Origin of the sequence: Micromonospora carbonacea, from assembly GCF_014205165.1 — a bacterium.
GTDB classification, from domain to species: domain Bacteria; phylum Actinomycetota; class Actinomycetes; order Mycobacteriales; family Micromonosporaceae; genus Micromonospora; species Micromonospora carbonacea.
Genome location: NZ_JACHMZ010000001.1, coordinates 4,866,144 through 4,885,049, shown reverse-complemented (window position 1 = coordinate 4,885,049; position 18,906 = coordinate 4,866,144). Strand labels below are relative to the sequence as shown.

The following is an 18,906-nucleotide window of genomic DNA, read 5'->3' as shown; positions in this document are numbered from 1 at the left end:
TGGCAGTCGCACCACTTCCGGCCCGGGCATTCGTCGTGCCGCCGTTCCCGGCAGGCTCGGCAGATCATGCCGGCAGCCTATGTCGTGAAGGAAGGGGCCAGCACATGCCACGTCAGATATTCCAGCTGAAGGTGTCCCTCGTCGGAGTCCACCCCCTCGTCTGGCGGCGGGTGCTGGTCCCCGCCGGATACACGCTGGACCGGCTGCACCGGGTCGTGCAGCATGCGATGGGCTGGCGCGACTGCCACCTGCACTCCTTCGAGATCGACGGCACGCAGTACGCCGAGCCCGACCCGGACGGGGAGCTGGCCGTGCGCGACGAGCTGGACGTCCGGCTGGACGCGGTCGCCGGCAAGGGCAGCCGCCTCCACTACACCTACGACTTCGGCGACTGGTGGGAGCACGACATCGTCGTCGAGGACGCCGTCACCGCCGACCCGGACGAGCGGTACCCGACCTGCCTGGCCGGCGAGCGGGCCTGCCCACCGGAGGACGTCGGCGGCCCCGCCGGGCACCAGGTGCTGCTGGCGGCGCTCGCCGACCCCGCCCACCCCGAGCACGAGCGGCTGCGCGACTGGGCCGGCGAGTCGTACGACCCGGACGCCTTCGACCCGGCCCGCGCCGCCACCCTCCTCCGCCACCTCTGCTGAGGTGCAAGGAAGGGCCCCTTGTTAACGCTTTCTGTATAGGAGGGGCCCCTTCATAACGTTCCTCGGCTGTCTGGGGATGGGGATGCCGCCGGCCGAGGCCCTGGTGTTCGGGGTCCGGCTGGTGGGTGGTGCGTGTGTGTGGGTGTGTTCAGTCTCAGCTGTTGTTCCAGTGTTGGGTGACGAGGTCGGCGGCCTGCTGTTCCCACTGGGCGTAGGCGTCGGGGTAGGCGGAGACCTGGACGGTCTGGGCGGCGTCGGTCAGGGCCATGTCCTGCCAGCCGTCGACCTGTCGGAGGCCCTTGAGGAATGCGGTGGTGGCGTACTGGGGGTCGGTGATCTGCTCCGGCGAGCCCCAGCCGCTGGAGGGGCGCTGCTGGAACAGGCCGAGGGAGTCGTGGTCGTTGCGGTCACCCAGGTGGCCCAGGTTCTCCAGCTTCGACTCCTGCAGGGCGGTGCCGATCGAGATCACCGCGGCGCGCTCGTCCAGGCCCGCCTTCTTCGTGGCGGCGATGACGGCCTTGACGTTGGCGGTCTGCTCCGGGTCGAGGTCGATGCGGGACTGCGCGCCCTGCACACCGTGGGGGATGAGCTTCCCGGCGTCCACGCCAGCGGCCTTGTCGGCCTGGACGGCGGCGACGGGCCGCGCGTCAACAGTGTCGGTGGTGGCGTGGTTCAGGGGGCCGGCGGCGAGGCCACCGGCGAAGGCGAGTCCGGCGATGCCGAGGACGCTCTTGCGCAGGATGGTCGTGTTCATGAGGGGGTGACTCCAATCCGGGGGTCGGCACACCCACCTGCGCCGGGGAAGGCTCAGGGGTGTGCGAGCACCACGTCGAGGCGCCCGAACAACGAAGCAAGAAGCGGGGAAGAAGAAGACCAGGCGAGGGGGAGGATCTCCGGGGCGGCTGCCGTGTGTGGTGCCGGGCCGGGTCCGGGTGTAACGACCGGCGACCCGTCCCCATTCCCGGCGGTTGCCTCGCCTTGGCGAGTGTGGTGCCGAGTCGGCCGGGCGGTCACCCGGGGCGATTGCGGGGCTGGTGGGGCCGGCGGCTGAGCCGGCACGTGAGCGGCCTGAGGAGGCCGGGGCCCGGGGGGTCTGCTGGATCGGGGGAGCCGGGGTGGTGCTTCGGTCGTGCGTCAGGTGTAACGACCCCGGCCCTGGCGGGATTCCGGCCCGGGAGTGCCGCCGGTCACCCCGCGCCCGGGCGGTCCGGCCTGCCTCGTCGCCCCATACCGAACCCATCCCCGGCCAGGGTCGGACAATCCTCCCATTCGGGTGGAGGGGCGACGGGATGTCGGGCAGGTGGGGGTATCCCGCGCGATTGATACCCCCACCTGCCCGACATGAAGTTGATCAAGCCGGCCGTGTCCGCCTCGGTCTGGCCCGACCCAGATCGCCTGCCTCGTCTCGTCGCCCGGCCCACATCGAACCCCACCCCGTTGCGGCGAGCGGGTGACGGGGTGTCGGGCAGGTGGGGGTGTCAGCGGCGCCGGATGCCGCCATCTCCCCGGGGTGACGTTCCGGGGAGGTGGCGGTGCGCTAGGCGGGTCGCGCCGCCTCGGACGCGCCGTAGCGATAGTTCCGACACACGGCGGTAACGATCTGGGAACGCTCCCAACGGCTTATTGACACCTTGGGGACTCTCCTCCAGTCTCATGGGAGCGCTCCCGGGGCTGTGTTGCGGATCTCTTCGTAACGGCGCCGGGCATCGACCGTGGGCTCCGGCCGTCGGCCGCGAGCGCCTGCACAGCACCCCCCACCACATGACACAGCCTCACCACCGAAAGAGGGGTCTCGGATGAGCGTCCCAATCCGTCGCCGGCGGCTCGCGGCCATCGCGCTCGCGTCCGTCGCGATGATCGCCACCACTTCCGCCTGCGGCAGCGACGACGAGGGCTCGGGCAGCAGCAACGACCCGATCAAGCTCGTCGTCGACGTCTTCGGCGACCAGGGCTTCGGCTACGACGAGCTCTACAAGCAGTTCGAGGCGGAGCACCCGAACGTCAAGATCGAGCAGCGCGGCAAGGGTCTCGGCCTCGGTGACTACAACACCCGCCTCACCCAGCAGATCACCGCTGGCGCTGGCGCCGGCGACGTGGTGGCCCTCGAAGAGGGCACGATCGTCCAGTTCTACGCCCAGGCCGGCAAGTTCGTGAACCTGGCCGACCACGGCGCGAACGACCTCAAGAGCAACTTTTTGCCGTGGAAGTGGGAGCAGGGCACCACCCCGGACGGCACCGTCCTCGGCCTCGGCACCGACGTCGGCTCGATGGCGCTGTGCTACCGCAGCGACCTGTTCAAGGCCGCCGGCCTGCCGACGGACCGCGAAGAGGTCGGCGCCCTCTGGCCGACCTGGGACCAGTTCATCGCCACCGGCCAGAAGTTCGTCGCCGCCGACAAGAAACACAAGTTCGTCGACTCGGCGACCAACTTCTACAACGTCGTGCTGATGCAGACCGCGGGCAACGGCACCGGCTACACCTACTACGACAAGAGCAACAAGCTGGTCATCGGCGAGAACCCGGACGTGCGGACCGCGTACGACCTCTCCACCAAGATGATCGCCGCCGGCCTGTCGAACAACCTCCAGTCGTTCTCGAACGAGTGGAACGCCGGCTTCAAGAACGGCACCTTCGCCACCATCGCCTGCCCCGCCTGGATGACCGGTGTCATCAAGGGCCAGGCCGGTGACTCCGCCGCCGGCAAGTGGGACGTCGCGAAGGCGCCCGGCAACGGCGGCAACTGGGGCGGTTCCTTCCTGGCCGTGCCGAAGTCCAGCAAGCACCCCAAGGAGGCCGCCGAGCTGGTGAAGTTCCTGACCAGCGCCAAGGGCCAGATCGAGGCGTTCAAGAAGGTCGGCAACCTGCCGTCGTCGCCGCAGGCCCTGACCGACCCGGCCGTCGCCGACTCGACCAACGAGTACTTCACCAACGCCCCGGTCGGCAAGATCTTCGCCGCCGGCGCGAGCGACCTGAAGCCGGTCTACCTCGGCCCGAAGAACCAGGCGGTCCGCACCGCCGTGGAGAACACCCTGCGCGCCGTCGAGCAGGGCAAGCCCGCCGCCGAGCAGTGGGAAGCAGCGCTGAAGAACGGTCAGGCCGCCGGTAAGTGACCGGCCGGACCGACCACGGGTGGCGTCGACAGGCGACTGTCGGCGCCACCCGCGGTGCCCGGTAAGCCCGGTGCGCCCGCGTGGCCGGGCCGGCAATCCTCCGGCGCCGCCCGCGCGGAAGGCCGGCAACTCCCCGGCCGCCCGCGCGGAGGGCCGGTAACCCCCCGGCGCCGCCCGCGCGGACGGGTCGCGCCGACCGACGAGAAGGACCGTCGATGAGCCTGGACCTCCACACCACAGCGCCCCCCGGCGGGGGCGGGGACCCCGCCCGCCCCGCCCGTGCCACGCACCGCCGCCCGGCCTCTTTCACCAAGCTGGACCTGAAGTTCTCCCCGTACCTGTATGTCCTGCCGTTCTTCGTGATCTTCGCGGTCTTCAGCGCGTACCCGATCATCTACACGGTCTGGATCGCGCTCACCGACCGGTCGCCGCTGAACGCCACGATCAGCTTCGTCGGCCTGGACAACTTCGTCGAGCTGCTGACCAACGACCCGCAGTTCTGGAACGCGGTCGTCAACACGTTCGGCATCTTCCTGCTCTCCACCGTGCCGCAGCTGATGCTGGCGCTGGTGCTGGCCAACGCGCTGAACCGGAAGCTGCGGGCGCAGACCTTCTTCCGGATGGCCATCGCGATGCCGATCATCACCTCCACCGCCGTGGTGGCGCTGATCTTCTCGATGATCTACGCCAAGGAGTTCGGCCTCGCCAACTGGCTGCTCGACCTGGTCGGCATGGAGCCGATCGACTGGCGGGCGAACCGCTTCGCCTCCTGGTTCGCCATCTCCACCATGGTGGACTGGCGCTGGGTGGGCTACAACGCCCTGATCTACCTGGCCGCCATGCAGTCGATCAGCAAGGACATGTACGAGGCGGCGGCGCTGGACGGCGCGTCGCGGCGTCGGCAGTTCTGGTCGATCACCATCCCGCAGCTCCGTCCGACGATCATCTTCACGCTGATCGTCTCGACCATCGGCGGGCTCCAGCTTTTCACCGAGCCGCTGATGTTCACCAGCGGCGCGGGGGCGCTCTCCGGCGGCTCGGAGGGGCAGTTCCAGACCATCACCATGTACCTGCTCGACGTGATGAACACGCGGTTCCGCTGGGGGTACGCCGGCGCGGTCGCCCTCGTGCTGTTCCTGCTCATCGCGCTGGTGTCGCTGGTGAACTACCTGCTCGCCCGCCGCATCAGTTCCGACAAGTGAGGGTTGCGCCCAGATGACGACCACGACGCTCCGCCCACCCGCGCGCCCGGCCGGCAGGCCGCCGCGTGACGCGCACAAGGCCGACCGGATCTGGAAGGCGACCCCGTTGACCTGGGTCGGCCTGGTCTTCGGCGTGATCCTCTCGCTGTTCCCGTTCTACTGGATGATCGTCATCGCGTCCCGGACGAACGACGCGGCCAACTCCTGGCCGCCGCCGTTCCTGCCCGGCGGCAAGCTCGGCGAGAACATCCAGCGGGTGCTGGAGAACGGCGACGCCAACATCGTCAAGGGGCTGATGAACTCGTTCCTGGTCTCCGGGACGATCACCATCGCCACCGTCTTCTTCGGCTCGCTGGCCGGTTTCGCGTTCGCCAAGCTGCGCTTCCGCGGCAAGAACGCGATGCTGCTGATCATCCTCGCCTCGATGATGGTCCCGATCCAGCTCGGCGTGCTGCCGCTCTACATCCTGATGGCCAAGCTCGAGTGGCTGAACACCATGCCGTCGGTCACCATACCGTTCCTCATCGGCGGCTTCGGCATCTTCATGATGCGCCAGTACGCCGAGCAGGCCGTGCCCAACGAGCTGATCGAGGCGGCCCGGGTGGACGGCTGCTCCACCTGGCGCGTCTACTGGCACGTCGTCGTTCCCGCGCTGCGGCCGGCGGCGGCGGTGCTGGGCCTGCTCACCTTCATGGAGCAGTGGAACCAGTTCTTCTGGCCCTTCGTGGTGCTCGCCGACCCGGCCAACCCGACCGTGCAGATCTCGCTGCGCAGCCTCAACACGGCCTACTTCGCCGACAATTCGCAGATCTTCGCGGGCACCCTGGTCGCCACGTTGCCGCTGTTCGTCGTGTTCGTCCTGTTCGGCCGCCAGATCATCGGCGGGATCATGGAAGGTGCCGTCAAGTCGTGAGCGATCCGACCCGTCCACCCGCCGTCGGCGTTCTCGACCAGGGCGCGGCCCTCACCTTCCCGCCGGGCTTCCTGTGGGGCGCGGCGACCGCGGCGTACCAGATCGAGGGCGCGGCCACGGCGGGCGGCCGCACCCCCTCGATCTGGGACACCTTCAGCCACACGGAGGGGCGGACCGTCGGCGGGCACACCGGCGACGTGGCCTGCGACCACTTCCACCGGATGCCCGACGACGTGCGCCTCATGGCGGAGCTGGGCCTGAAGTCCTACCGGTTCTCGGTGTCCTGGCCGCGCGTGCAGCCGGGCGGGTCGGGCGCGGCCAACGCCGAGGGCCTGGACTTCTACCGGCGGCTGGTCGACGAGCTGCTGGGCCACGGCATCGAGCCGTGGCTGACCCTCTACCACTGGGACCTGCCGCAGCCGCTGGAGGACGCCGGCGGCTGGCCGGTCCGGGACACCGCCGGCCGGTTCGCCGACTACGCCCAGCTCGTCGTGGACGCGCTCGGCGACCGGGTGCGCTACTGGACGACGCTGAACGAGCCGTGGTGCTCGGCGTTCCTGGGGTACGGCTCGGGCGCGCACGCGCCGGGGCGTACCGACGGGGCGGACGCGGTCCGGGCCGGGCACCACCTGATGCTCGGGCATGGCCTGGCGGTCCAGGCGCTGCGGGCGTCCCGGCCCGACGCCCAGCTCGGCATCACCGTCAACCTGTACCCGGTGACCCCGGCCACCGGCTCGCCGGCCGACGCGGACGCCGCCCGTCGGATCGACGCGCTGGCCAACCGGTTCTTCCTCGACCCGGTGCTGCGCGGGTCGTACCCGGCGGACCTCCGCGCCGACCTGGCGTCGGTGACGGACTTCGGGCACGTGCGCGACGGCGACCTGAAGATCATCTCGACGCCGCTGGACCTGGTCGGGATCAACTACTACAGCCGGCACGTGGTGGCCGCCCCGGTCGAGGGCGAGCAGCCGGAGGCGTACTGGCGGGCGCCGACGTGCTGGCCGGGCAGCGAGGACGTCCGGTTCGTCACCCGGGGTGTCCCGGTGACCGACATGGACTGGGAGATCGACGCCCCCGGGCTCGTCGAGACCCTGGAGCGGGTCCACCGCGACTACACGGACCTTCCGCTCTACGTGACCGAAAACGGTTCCGCTTTCGTCGACGCCGTGGTCGACGGTCAGGTCGACGACACCGACCGGTTGGCCTACTTCGACTCGCACCTGCGGGCGGCACACGCGGCGATCGGTGCAGGGGTGCCCCTGCGGGGCTACTTCGCGTGGTCGCTGATGGATAATTTCGAGTGGGCCTGGGGTTACACCAAGCGTTTCGGCATGGTGTACGTCGACTACGACAGCCAGGTCCGCATCCCCAAGTCCAGCGCCAGGTGGTACGCCGAGGTGATCCGACGCAACGGTCTGGCCGCACAATAGGGCACACGGCCAGCGAGTGACGGGTGGTCCCGGTGCCCGTCCCCCAACCCGGGGGCGCACCGGGCCACCAATGTCGGAGGAGCAGACGATGACAACGCAGCGCACCCGGTCGCTCGGGCGCCCGACCCTTGACGCGGTCGCCGCGCGCGCCGGCGTCGGGCGCGGCACCGTTTCCCGGGTGGTCAACGGCTCACCCCAGGTGAGCCCGGAGGCGCGGGCGGCCGTGCAACAGGCCATCGCCGAGCTGGGGTACGTGCCGAACCGCGCCGCCCGGGCCCTGGTGACCCAGCGGACGGACTCGGTGGCGCTGGTCGTCTCCGAGTCCGGGGACCGGGTCTTCACCGAGCCGTTCTTCGCCGGCATCGTCCGGGGGATCAGCTCGGGCCTGCTGGAGACCCCGATGCAGCTCTGGCTGGCCATGGCCCAGTCGCCGGTGGAGCGGGAACGCGTCGAGCACCACCTCACCAACCAGCACGTCGACGGCGTCCTGCTGCTGTCGCTGCACGACTCCGACCCGCTGCCCACCCTGCTGGAGGAGCGGGGCCTGCCGACCGTGCTGGGCGGCCGGCCGGCCCGGATGCTCCAGCCGGGCGCGCAGCCCGCGTACTACGTCGACGTCGACAACGTCGGCGGCGCCCGGCACGCGGTGGAATACCTGTTCGCCCGGGGGCGGCGGCGCATCGCCACCATCGCCGGGACCCAGGACATGGGCGCCGGCCTGGCCCGGTTGACCGGCTACCGGGAGGCCGTCCAGGCCACCGGGGCCGGCCTCAACCCCGACCTCATCGCGTACGGCGACTTCAGCGAGGGCAGCGGGGCGGCCTGCATGCGCCGGTTGCTGGAGGTCTGCCCGGATCTCGACGCGGTCTTCGTCGCCTCCGACCTGATGGCCTTCGGCGCGCTGCGGACGCTGCGCGAGGCCGGCCGGCGGGTGCCGGACGACGTGGCGGTGATCGGCTTCGACGACGCGCCGGTGGCCCGGCAGGCCGAGCCGCCGCTGACCACCATCTTCCAGCCGGTCGAGGAGATGGGCCGGCAGATGGCCCACCTGCTGGTGTCCCGCATCCGGGGCGAGGACATCCCGACCAACCACATCCTCCTCGACACCCACATGGTCCGCCGCGCCTCCGCCTGAGCGGTCCCGCGGCCGGGGGGAGGGCGCGCTGTCTGATTGATCCGGCCTGGCGTCATCTGGGAGTTCCCGGGTCGTCGGCCGGTATCACCGCGCCCCGCGCCGGCTCCTGCCATCAGGACCATGCCGGCGCGGGGGCTCCGTGCCGGCGTCACCGTCGATGGGAGACCCCGCATGGCAACCCTCGGAAGCCGCGCCCGCCGCCTGGCCCTTGCCCTGTGCGCCGGCCCGGTGCTCGCCGGCCTGCTGACCGGCGCCACCGCCACCGCCGCAGTCGCCGGCCCGGCGGCGGGCGCCACCTCGGCCGCGAAGCCCGCCCGGAGCATGACGGTCACCGACGTGTGGATGCGGGACACCGTCTCCGACGTCGGCATCCAGCCGCACTTGACCAACCCCCTCTGGGCCAGCCCGGACATCAAGGTGTGCCCGACGACGGTGGAGTGCGCGACCAGCACGTTCCCGGTCGCCGGCTCGACCAGCTACATCTTCGTCAAGCTGCGCAACCCCGGGCCGTACGGGTCGGGCACCGACAGCGGGACGCTGCGGTTCTACCGGACGACCCCGGGTGGCGGCCTGTCCTGGCCGCTGGACTGGGTGCCGGTCACCTCGCGGGTCCTCATCGTTCCTCCAGGCGTGACGACGGTGCGGGCCGAGTGGCCCGCGGTGCCCGGCCCGGGGCACTTCTCCCTGCTGGCCATCTGGGATTCGCTGACCGACCCGTTGCCGTTCATGAGCACCGACATCGGGACCAACGTCCGCTACAACAACAACATCGCCTGGCTCGACCTGGTGTCGGTCTGACCCCGCGCGCCGGCGGCCCGGCGCGGCCCGGTCAGGCCCAGCGGCGCAGCTCCCGCTTGGCCAGCGACGACCGGTGGACCTCGTCCGGGCCGTCGGCGAGGCGCAGGGTGCGGGCCTGGGCCCAGAGCCCGGCGAGCGGGGTGTCCTGGCTGACGCCCGCGCCGCCGTACCCCTGGATGGCCTTGTCGATCACCCACTCCGCCATCGCCGGGGTGGCGATCTTGATGGCCTGGATCTCGGTGTGCGCGCCCTTGTTGCCGACGGTGTCCATCAGCCAGGCGGTCTTGAGCACCAGCAGCCGGGCCTGCTCGATGCGGACCCGGGACTCGGCGATCCACTCCCGCACCACGCCCTGCTCGGCGAGGGGGCGGCCGAACGCGATCCGCTGGTTGGCTCGGCGGCAGAGCAGCTCCAGGGCCCGCTCGGCCATGCCCACCAGCCGCATGCAGTGGTGGATGCGCCCCGGGCCGAGGCGGGCTTGGGCGATGGCGAAGCCCGCCCCTTCCGCGCCGACCAGGTTCTCCGCCGGCACCCGGACGCCCGTGAAGTCGATCTCCGCGTGGCCGCCGTGCGGGGCGTCGCTGTAGCCGAAGACCGTCAGGCCGCGCCGCACCGTCACGCCCGGCGTGTCCCGGGGGACCAGGACCATGCTCTGCTGGCGGTGCCGGTCGGCCCCGGGGTCGGTCTTGCCCATCACGATGAAGATCTCGCAGCGCGGGTCCATCGCCCCGGACGACCACCACTTCCGCCCGTCGATCACGTAGGAGTCGCCGTCGCGGACGATCCGGGTGGCGATGTTGGTGGCGTCGGAGGAGGCGACCTCCGGCTCGGTCATGCAGAACGCCGAGCGGATCTCCCCCTCCAGCAGCGGCTTGAGCCAGCGCTCCCGCTGCGCCTCGGAGCCGAACTCGGCGAGCAGCTCCATGTTGCCGGTGTCCGGCGCGGCGCAGTTGACCGCCTCCGGGGCCAGGTGCGGGCTGCGCCCGGTCAGCTCCGCCAGCGGCGCGTACTGGAGGTTGGTCAGGCCCGCGCCGTAGCGGGGGTCGGGCAGGAAGAGGTTCCACAGGCCGCGCCGCCGCGCCTCGGCCTTCAGCTCCTCCAGCACGGGGGAGCGGGCCCACGGGTCGCCGGCCGCCGCGACCTGCTCGGCGTGCACCGCCTCCGCCGGGTGGACGCACTCCTCGAGGAACGTGCCGAGGCGCGCGCGCAGCTTCTCGGTGCGGGCGTCGAACTGGAAGTCCATCACTGCTCCCTGACTGCGCGCAGACCGTGCTCGACAAGCGGCGCGACCATGTCGCCGATCCGGTCGAAACCCCCGCCGAGCGTCTGCCCGAGGGTGTGCCGGTAGTGGATCCCCTCGCAGATCACCGCGAGCTTGAAGCAGCCGAGGGCGACGTGCCAGTGCAGCGGGCCGACGTCGACGTCGCCGCGCCCGGCGTACCGCTCGATCAGCTCGCGCCCGGCGGGGAAGCCGGCGCGCGGGCCGAGCCCGTCGGCGACGGGGTTGCCGGCGGCGACGTCGCTGTCGCCGAGCACGTCCCAGTACGTCAGCAGGAGCCCGAGGTCGGCCAGCGGATCGCCGAGGGTGGCCATCTCCCAGTCCAGCACCGCCCGCACCGCCACCGGGCCGCCGGTGTCGGCGGGACTGCCGGGGCTGGCGGGGTTGCCGGCGGTGGCGGGGTTGCCGGCGGTGGCGGGGTCGGCGTCGACCGTGGCGAGCAGATTGTCCAGCCGGTAGTCGCCGTGCACGATCCGGCCGGCGTTCGCGCCCTCGGGCACCGAGCCGGCGAGCGCGTCGCGCAGCTCGTCGATGCCGGGCAGCGGGCGGCTGCGGGACTGGTCGAGCTGGCCGGCCCAGCGCCGCACCTGCCGGCCCAGGAAGCCCTCGGGACGGCCGAAGTCGGCCAGCCCGACGGCGGCCGGATCGACCGCGTGCAGGTCGGCGAGGGTGTCCATCATCGCCATGGCCAGGCCGCGGCGCTGCCCGGCGGTCAGCGCGTCGGTCTGCGACCGGCTGCGGAACACCTCGCCGTCGACCTTCTCCATCAGGTAGAACGGCGCGCCGATCACGTCGGTGTCCGGGCAGAGCAGCAGCGCCGCCGGGACCGGCACCGCGGTCGGGGCGAGCGCCGAGATGACCCGGTGCTCCCGGGCCATGTCGTGCGCGGTGGCGAGCACGTGGCCCAACGGCGGCCGGCGCAGCACGACCTCCCGCCGGGTCGCCCCCGCGCCGGCCCGCAGGGCGTACGTCAGGTTGGACTTGCCGCCGGCGATGAGCCGGGCCCGCAGCGGCGGGGCGGCCAGCTCGGGGCGGTGCACGGCCAGGTGGGCGGCGAGCCGGTCGAGATCCAGACCTTTCGGGGCGTCCGCGTCCGCACCGGGGCCGGTGCGCGGGTCGACGACGGCCGGATCGGTCATCCGACTAGTTGATGGCAGCTCACGCACCTTGTCAAGGTGGGATTTTCCCCTGGGACACGGCGCGGCAACAGGGACGAAATGGTCAACGGGCAGGCTGGTGCCCAGCCTGCCGGCCGCCCTGCGCCGGCCTGCCGAGCGGAGGGACGATCATGTTGCTGAGAGTTCGGGTGACCCTGCCGGACCGTCCCGGCACCCTCGGCCAGGTGGCCCGCACGCTCGGCGTCTCCGGTGCCGACATCGTCCAGGTCGTCGTCCTGGAACGGCTCGGTGGGCGGGCGGTCGACGACTTCACCGTGGTGTGGCCGGGCGCCTCCCGGGTCGAGCGGCTGCTGGCCGGCCTGGCCGCCATCCCCGGCGTGCGGGTCGACGGCGTGTGGCGGGCGATCGGCGCGCCGACGACCACCGGGCAGGACGCCGAGCTGCTCGCCCAGGTCGCCGGCAACCCGGCCGACGGCCTGGCCACGCTGGTCGACGCGGTGCCGGGGCTGCTCGCTGCGGACTGGTCGGTGGCGGCGGTGGTCCCGCTGGACTGGGCCTCGCGCACCGGCGGCGGGGGCGGCGACGCCACGGTGGCGCAGGCGAGCTGGCGGGTGCCGGTCCCGCCCAGCCTGCCCGAGATCACCCCGTTGCGGGCCCGCGCGCTGACCGGGGCCGACGGCACCCACTACGCGATCGCGCCGTTCGGCCGGGCCGGCCTGGTGCTGGTGGTGTCCCGCGACCAGACCGAGGCGCTGAGCCCCGCCGCGTTCCACTCCACCGAGGTGGACCGGCTCGCCCAGCTGGTCCGGGCCAGCGCGGTGATCCTCGGTGACCGGCTGGACCTGGTGGGCGCGCCGCCGGTGGTGGCCGGCGGCTGAGACTGTCGGGCCCCGGTGCGGGGCCCGTCGGCCGGAGTCGGGCCCCGGTGCGGGGCCCGCCCGGCGGCACCAGTGCGGGCCCGGCCGATGCGGCCGGGCCCGCACTGCCGTTCTCCCGCCCGGCGCCGACAGGGCGTGGCCAGGGTCACCACCTGTGGTGATGGTCATGCGCACGGTTCCCGCGCCGTCACCACCGGGCAACGGGCCCGCAACAGCCGGCCGGCATCGTCGTAGGCGGGTGAAGGGAGACAACCATGGCGCTGTGGCGGATCCGAGCCACCGTGGACGACCGGCCGGGCTACCTGTCGGTCCTCACGGCGAGCCTTGCGTTGCGCGGGGTCAACATCCTCACCGTGCAGGTGCACACCACCGAGGTCGGCGCGGTCGACGACTTCCTCGTCGACGCGCCGGACACCCTCGACGAGGCGGAGCTGATCGCGGCCGTGGAACGGGGCCGGGGCCGGGACTGCTGGGTGGCGCGCAGCGAGGCGCGCGGCCTTGCCGACCAGCCCACCCGGGTGCTCGGCCTGGCCACCCGGCTGGTCCGCGACCCCGACGCGGCGGGGGAGGCGCTGCGCACGCTGCTCGGCGCCGACGAGGTCACCTGGCGGCCCGCCGCCGTCGCGGGGGGCATCACCGGCACGACGATGACCCTGCCCGACCCCACCGGCGGGTCGTACGAGCTGCGCCGGACCGCGCCGAGCTTCACCCCGGCCGAATACGCCCGCGCCCAGGCGCTCGCCGAACTGGCGGCGACCGTGGGCCGGCGGGAGGCCGACCAGGTCACCCTCGTCCTGCCCGACGGCGCGGAGGCGGTCGTCCGCCCGGCGACCGCCGGCGACCTCACCGCCGTGGTGGACCTGCACCGGGCCTGCTCGGCGGACACCCTGCACCGCCGCTACCTCGGCGGGGCGGCGCAGCCCGCGGCGGCCCGGCTCGGCCGGCTGCTGGAGCCGGCCCAGGGCCTGACCCTCGTCGCGGCGGTGGCCGATCCGGCGGGCGCGGTGGTGACCGGTCCGGGTTGGCCGACGTCGGCCCCGGGCGGGGCGCTGGACGGCTTCGCCGGGGCGGTTGCCGGCTCCGGCGGGGCGGTGGACGGTTTCGCCGGGGCGCTGGATGGTTCGGCCGGGGCGGTTGCCGGCTCCGGCGGGGCAGCGGGTCCGGGCGGTGCGGCGGTCGGTTCCGGCGGGGCGGCGGAACCGGTCGTCGCGATGGCGAACCTGCTCGTCGAGGGCGACGAGGCCGAGGTGGCGCTGCTGGTGCGCGACGACTGGCAGCGGCGGGGGATCGGCACGGCCCTGCTGCGCCGGCTGGTCCGGCACGCCGAGCGGGCCGGTCTGGCGGCGCTGGTGCTGCACGTCCAGGCGGAGAACACGCCGATGCTGCGCACCGTGCGCCGGCTGGCCCGGCCGACGGTGACGGAGCGGGACGGCACCCTAATCACCGTCAGCCTCGCGGTGACCGGAGCCCCGGCCGGGGTGGTGCCGGCCCAGCTGCGCCGCCGCTGACCCCGCGCCGCAACTGACCCTGAGTCCGGCCGGCGGCTGATCAGCGGGCGCGCCGTCGGCCGGCGACGCAGAACCGGTTGCCCTCGGTGTCGGCGAGCACGACGTACGGGGAGGCGCCCGGTTCGAGCTGCGCCGGGTAGTGCGGCCAGTCCACCCGCCGCGCGCCGAGCCCGACGAGGCGGTCCACCTCGTCGTCGAGGTCCCGTCCTCCGGCGGTCAGGTCCAGGTGCACCCGGGGGAACGCCTCGGCCGGGCTCTCGCTGAGGTCCATCGCGAGCGCCGTGCCGGGCACCCCGGGCGGCGGCGCGAGCACGATCCACCCGTCGCCCGGATAGCGCGGCGGCCGGCGTACGTAGCCCAGGGCGGCGGCCCAGAACCGGGCGGCCCGTTCGCAGTCGGAGACCCCCAGGGAGACCTGCGTGATCACTGCCATCCGGTGACCGTACCGCCGTGCCGGGTGCTAACAGGGGGCCCCTGCTCTACCGAATGCGTTAACAGGGGGCCCTTCCTTACCCCGCAGACCGGCCGCCGGACGGAGGTCCGGCGGCCGGTCGCGGGCGCCTGCCCGAGGGGGTGCGGGCGGGCCCGCTCGGGGTCAGCCCGTGAAGGTGATGCGGTCCCGGCGACGGCGCAGCGTCATCAGGGCGACGCCGCCGCCGATCAGCGCGACACCGGTGAGCGCCATGCCGGTGACGGCCACGCCGGTCAGCGGCAGGTCACCGCCCCCGCCGGTCCCGCCCGACGGTGAGGTCGTCGGCGACGCCGAGTCCGACGGGGTGGGCGACTCGGAGGTCGACGGGGACTCCGAGGCCGACGGCGACTCCGAGGGCTCCGGGGACTCCGACGCCGACGGGGACTCCGACGGTTCCGGCGACTCCGAGACCGACGGCGTCGGGGTGGGGGTGGGCTTGGGGACCGTGCCCTTGCAGGTGTGGCTCACGTTGAAGTCGTCGCCGGTCCCGCTGATCGTGGCGGACCCGTCGACCAGCTTCCACCCGGCCGGGGTGAACAGGTAGGCGTGGATCTGCCGGGGGTCCTTGCCTCCGGTGGAGTAGAAGAAGTCCGGGTACGCGTCCGAGCCGTCCGGGATGTTCACCGTGACGTCGTTCGTGCCGTCGGAGAAGGTCAGCGTCAGGGTCTCGAAGCTGCCGCTGTTCTTGCCGGGCAGGACGAAGTGCCAGCCGTCGTGGTCGTCCGGCAGGTTCGCGAAGCGCTCGTCGTCGCACTGCTGGGTGAAGTAGCCCGCCTTCTTGCCATGGTGGGCCGACTTGAGGCCGATGGTGGACGACGCCCACGCCGGGGTGGCGAGGGCGAGGCAGGCCGTGGCGGCGGTCGCGGAGAAGGCCGCGCGCGCCACGCGCCGACGCTGTGACATGAGGATTCCTCCGAGGGGGAGTCGAGGGGACGCCACATGATCGCCTCGGCGCGTTCCGGCGTGGCATCGGATGAACGGCCTGAGCTGGGCGGACTCCGCGCCCAATCCCCCTTCCGGGAGGGGATTACCGCCGTCGGGCGGCGTGTCGGCGTAACGCTTGCGGACGGCGCGACGCCCGGATCCGGCCGGCGAGCGGGCGCAGGCTCGCGGTAGCGGGGTCTTCCCAAGTGTGCAATCCGCTGGATACATTGTCGGACATCCATGGGAGCGCTCCCGCGCCTCCTCGGAGACCCCCACCACCCGCCTCCGCCGGCCCCGACCCCTCAGACGCCGTCCCGCGTCCGGTCGGGGCCGCCGGGCGCCATCCGTCAGGAGCTCGCAGATGCGTCACCCGAACCGGCCGTCCCGGCCGTCGCGCGGCCGCCCCTGGCTGCGCCGCCTGCTCGCCGCCGGCGCCGCCCTGGCCAGCGGCCTCGCCATGGGCGTCGTCGCGCCGCAGGCCGCGCCCGTCGCCGCCGCGCCCGCCTTCAACTACGCCGAGGCGTTGCAGAAGTCGCTGTTCTTCTACGAGGCGCAGCAGTCCGGCAAGAAGCCGGCCTGGAACCGGGTCTCCTGGCGCGGGGACTCGGCGCTCACCGACGGCGCCGACGTCGGGGTGGACCTCACCGGCGGCTGGTACGACGCCGGCGACCACGTCAAGTTCGGCTTCCCGATGGCGTTCAGCGCCACCATGCTCGCCTGGGGCGCGGTCGAGTACCGCGATGGCTACGTCGCCTCCGGGCAGCTCACCCACCTGCTCAACAACCTGCGCTTCGTCAACGACTACTTCGTCAAGGCGCACCCCGCCCCGAACGTCCTCTACGGACAGGTCGGCAAGGGCGACGACGACCACAAGTGGTGGGGCCCGGCCGAGGTGATGCCGATGGCGCGTCCCGCGTACAAGATCGATTCAAGCTGTGGCGGCGCGGACCTGGCGGGGGAGACGGCGGCGGCGATGGCCGCGTCGTCGATGGTGTTCCGGCCCACCGACGCCGCCTACGCCGACAAGCTGCTCACCCACGCCAAGCAGCTCTACACGTTCGCCGACACGGTGCGCAAGAGCTACCACGAGTGCATCACCGACGCGACGAGCTTCTACAAGTCGTGGAGCGGGTGGCAGGACGAGCTGGTCTGGGGCGCGATCTGGCTCTACCGCGCCACCGGCGACGCCGCCTACCTCACCAAGGCCGAGAGCGAGTACGACAAGCTCGGCACCGAGCCGCAGTCCACCACCCGGTCCTACAAGTGGACGATCGCCTGGGACAACAAGCAGTTCGGCGCGTACGTGCTGCTGGCCAACCTGACCGGCAAGCAGAAGTACGTCGACGACGCCAACCGGTGGCTCGACTACTGGACCGTGGGCGTCAACGGCGCGAAGGTGACCTACTCGCCGGGCGGGATGGCGGTGCTCGACTCGTGGGGCGCGCTGCGCTACGCGTCCAACACCGCGTTCGCCGCGCTGGTCTACAGCGACAAGACCACCGACGCCACCCGCAAGACCCGCTACCACGACTTCGCCGTCCGGCAGATCAACTACGCGCTCGGCGACAACCCGCGCAAGTCCAGCTACCAGATCGGCTTCGGGGCCAACGCCCCGAAGAATCCGCACCACCGCACGGCGCACGGCTCCTGGTGGGACAGCCAGACCGTGCCCACCGAGACCCGGCACGTGCTCTACGGCGCGCTCGTCGGCGGCCCGTCGTCGGCCAACGACGCCTACACCGACAGCCGGTCCGACTACGTGATGAACGAGGTCGCCACCGACTACAACGCCGGCTTCACCTCCGCCCTGGCCCGGCTGTCCTCCGAGTACGGCGGCACCCCGCTCGCCGGCTTCCCGGGCACCGAGACGCCGGACATCGACGAGCTGACCGTGGAGACCACGGTGATGCAGGCCGAGCCCCGCGCCACCGGCCTCAAGGCGATCGTCTACAACAAGTCCGCGTTCCCGGCCCGCGCGCTGACCAACGGGAAGTTCCGCTACTACTTCCGCCCCGAGGGCAGCACCGCCGTCCAGGTCACCCCCGGCTACACCCAGGGCTGCCCGTCGCCGTCGGCGGCCAAGCAGCTCAGCGGCGACATCTGGTACGTCGAGGTCGACTGCACCGGTTACACCATCGCCCCCGCCGGGCAGTCGCAGCACCGGATGGAGGTGCAGTTCAAGATCGGTGTGCCGGAGGGCGGCACCTGGGACCCGACCAACGACCCGTCGTACCAGGCCACCGCCGGGCCGAACAAGAAGGTGCCGCTGTACGCCGGCAGCACCCTCGTCTGGGGCGCGGAGCCGACCTCGACGCCCACCGACACCACCCCGCCGACCGTCCCCGGCGCGCCGACCGTCTCCGCCGTCAGCCCCACCTCGGTCACGCTGACCTGGCCCGCGTCCACCGACACCGGGGGCAGCGGCCTGGCCGGCTACGACGTCACCCAGGAGATGATCGGCAGCGACGCGCTCATGCTGCACCGCACCGCCACCAACAGCGTGACCGTGGCCAACCTCTCGCCGGCCCGCAACTACCGGTTCTGGGTGCGCGCCCGCGACGGCGCGGGCAACAACTCGCTGTCCTCGCCGGTGCTGCCGGTGGCCACGCCGGCCGGGACCGGGTCGGACACCACCGGGCCGACCGCGCCCGGCACCCCGACCGCGTCCGACATCACCTCGACCGGGGTGAAGCTGTCCTGGTCGCCGTCGACCGACAACGTCGGCGTCGTCGGCTACCAGGTCTGGAAGGTCACCTGGCCGCTGCACTCCGTCGTCGCCACGGTCACCGGCACCAGCCACACGGTGACGGGGCTGACCCCGGACACGTCGTACCCGTTCTACATCGTTGCGCTGGACGCCGCCGGCAACCCGTCGGTGGTGTCCCCCAGCATCTCGGTGCGCACGCTCCCCGGGACCGACCCGACCCCGACCCCGACGCCCACCCCGACCCCGACGACCCCGGCCGGGGCCTGCAAGGTCGCGTACACCACCAGCGACTGGAGCACCGGCTTCAGCGCGAACATCACCATCACCAACACCGGCTCGACGGCGCTCAACGGCTGGAGCCTCGCGTTCACCTTCGGAAACGCCGGGCAGAAGGTCACCCAGGGCTGGTCGGCCAACTTCACCCAGACCGGCACCGCCGTGACCGCGTCGAACGCCCCCTACAACGCGGCGCTCGCGCCGGGCGCGTCGGCGACCCTGGGCTTCAACGGCACCCACACCGGCGCCAACCCGAAGCCCACCGCCTTCACGCTGAACGGCTCCGCCTGCACCGTCTCCTGACGTCGATGCGGCGTGGCGTGGCCGGTGCCGCACCCGGGCGACCGGCCACGCCACGCCCCGCTCGGCCAGACCTTTTCAGAAACGTTTCCGAAACACCATTGTCCGGATCGACGGGTGATGGAAACATTGACGAAGTTAGATTCCCCAACTTAGACGTCCAGCCGTCCCGCCCCGACGTCCTGGGTGTTGGCCAGCAAGGAGGC

General features: G+C 72.4%; 15 protein-coding genes. 10 read left to right on the top strand and 5 right to left on the bottom strand.

All coding sequences use genetic code 11. From position 1 onward, the window contains the following. Positions 1-104 precede the first annotated feature (104 nt). On the top strand, positions 105-650 hold the full coding sequence (locus tag HDA31_RS20270) for a plasmid pRiA4b ORF-3 family protein (protein WP_178063967.1): 546 nt from the start codon (positions 105-107) through the stop codon (positions 648-650). A gap of 154 nt (positions 651-804) precedes the next feature. Here HDA31_RS20270 and HDA31_RS20265 read toward each other — a convergent pair whose 3' ends face one another. Next, a complete protein-coding gene (locus HDA31_RS20265; RefSeq protein ID WP_178063968.1) occupies positions 805-1,404 on the bottom strand; it encodes a hypothetical protein in 600 nt (199 codons plus the stop codon). 1,042 nt (positions 1,405-2,446) lie between these two features. Here HDA31_RS20265 and HDA31_RS20260 point away from each other — a divergent pair. From HDA31_RS20260 to HDA31_RS20235, 6 genes are all read left to right on the top strand, one after another. Further along, positions 2,447-3,760, top strand: coding sequence for an ABC transporter substrate-binding protein (locus HDA31_RS20260; RefSeq protein WP_178063969.1), 1,314 nt, complete (start codon positions 2,447-2,449; stop codon positions 3,758-3,760). A gap of 215 nt (positions 3,761-3,975) precedes the next feature. After that, complete coding sequence (locus HDA31_RS20255) at positions 3,976-4,962, top strand: carbohydrate ABC transporter permease (RefSeq protein ID WP_178063970.1); 987 nt, start codon at positions 3,976-3,978, stop codon at positions 4,960-4,962. Positions 4,963-4,975: 13 nt separating this feature from the next. Continuing rightward, entirely contained in the window at positions 4,976-5,875 is a 900-nt protein-coding gene (locus HDA31_RS20250) for a carbohydrate ABC transporter permease (RefSeq protein WP_178063971.1), read from the top strand. Beyond that, positions 5,872-7,305 carry a GH1 family beta-glucosidase gene (locus tag HDA31_RS20245; RefSeq protein WP_178063972.1) on the top strand — a complete coding sequence of 478 codons (1,434 nt, stop codon included), beginning with the start codon at positions 5,872-5,874 and terminating at the stop codon, positions 7,303-7,305. Before HDA31_RS20250 ends, HDA31_RS20245 begins: the two co-directional genes overlap by 4 nt. 88 nt (positions 7,306-7,393) lie before the next feature. Further along, complete coding sequence (locus HDA31_RS20240) at positions 7,394-8,440, top strand: LacI family DNA-binding transcriptional regulator (RefSeq protein WP_074479427.1); 1,047 nt, start codon at positions 7,394-7,396, stop codon at positions 8,438-8,440. Between the two features lie 171 nt (positions 8,441-8,611). Beyond that, positions 8,612-9,238, top strand: coding sequence for a hypothetical protein (locus HDA31_RS20235; RefSeq protein ID WP_178063973.1), 627 nt, complete (start codon positions 8,612-8,614; stop codon positions 9,236-9,238). Positions 9,239-9,269: 31 nt separating this feature from the next. Here HDA31_RS20235 and HDA31_RS20230 read toward each other — a convergent pair whose 3' ends face one another. Together HDA31_RS20230 and HDA31_RS20225 are read right to left on the bottom strand one after the other, a co-directional pair. Beyond that, positions 9,270-10,481, bottom strand: a complete 1,212-nt coding sequence (locus HDA31_RS20230) for an acyl-CoA dehydrogenase family protein (protein ID WP_178063974.1) — start codon at positions 10,479-10,481, stop codon at positions 9,270-9,272. Further along, positions 10,481-11,656 carry a phosphotransferase family protein gene (locus HDA31_RS20225; RefSeq protein ID WP_178063975.1) on the bottom strand — a complete coding sequence of 392 codons (1,176 nt, stop codon included), beginning with the start codon at positions 11,654-11,656 and terminating at the stop codon, positions 10,481-10,483. Before HDA31_RS20225 ends, HDA31_RS20230 begins: the two co-directional genes overlap by 1 nt. A 149-nt stretch (positions 11,657-11,805) precedes the next feature. Here HDA31_RS20225 and HDA31_RS20220 point away from each other — a divergent pair, with 149 nt between their 5' ends. Beyond that, positions 11,806-12,513 (top strand): ACT domain-containing protein, encoded by a 708-nt coding sequence (locus tag HDA31_RS20220; RefSeq protein WP_178063976.1) that lies wholly within the window; start codon positions 11,806-11,808, stop codon positions 12,511-12,513. 254 nt (positions 12,514-12,767) lie between these two features. Then, positions 12,768-14,021, top strand: coding sequence for a GNAT family N-acetyltransferase (locus HDA31_RS32380; protein WP_246384510.1), 1,254 nt, complete (start codon positions 12,768-12,770; stop codon positions 14,019-14,021). Positions 14,022-14,061: 40 nt separating this feature from the next. Here HDA31_RS32380 and HDA31_RS20205 read toward each other — a convergent pair whose 3' ends face one another. Both HDA31_RS20205 and HDA31_RS20200 read right to left on the bottom strand, forming a co-directional pair. Then, complete coding sequence (locus tag HDA31_RS20205) at positions 14,062-14,454, bottom strand: VOC family protein (protein ID WP_178063977.1); 393 nt, start codon at positions 14,452-14,454, stop codon at positions 14,062-14,064. Positions 14,455-14,616: 162 nt separating this feature from the next. Then, entirely contained in the window at positions 14,617-15,378 is a 762-nt protein-coding gene (locus HDA31_RS20200) for an LPXTG cell wall anchor domain-containing protein (protein WP_311774366.1), read from the bottom strand. Positions 15,379-15,778: 400 nt separating this feature from the next. On the opposite strand from HDA31_RS20200, the gene HDA31_RS20195 reads away from it, so the two are divergent. Beyond that, the gene (locus HDA31_RS20195; RefSeq protein ID WP_178063979.1) at positions 15,779-18,703 is read left to right on the top strand and encodes a glycoside hydrolase family 9 protein; all 2,925 of its coding nucleotides are present in this window, start codon (positions 15,779-15,781) and stop codon (positions 18,701-18,703) included. Positions 18,704-18,906: the final 203 nt, after the last annotated feature.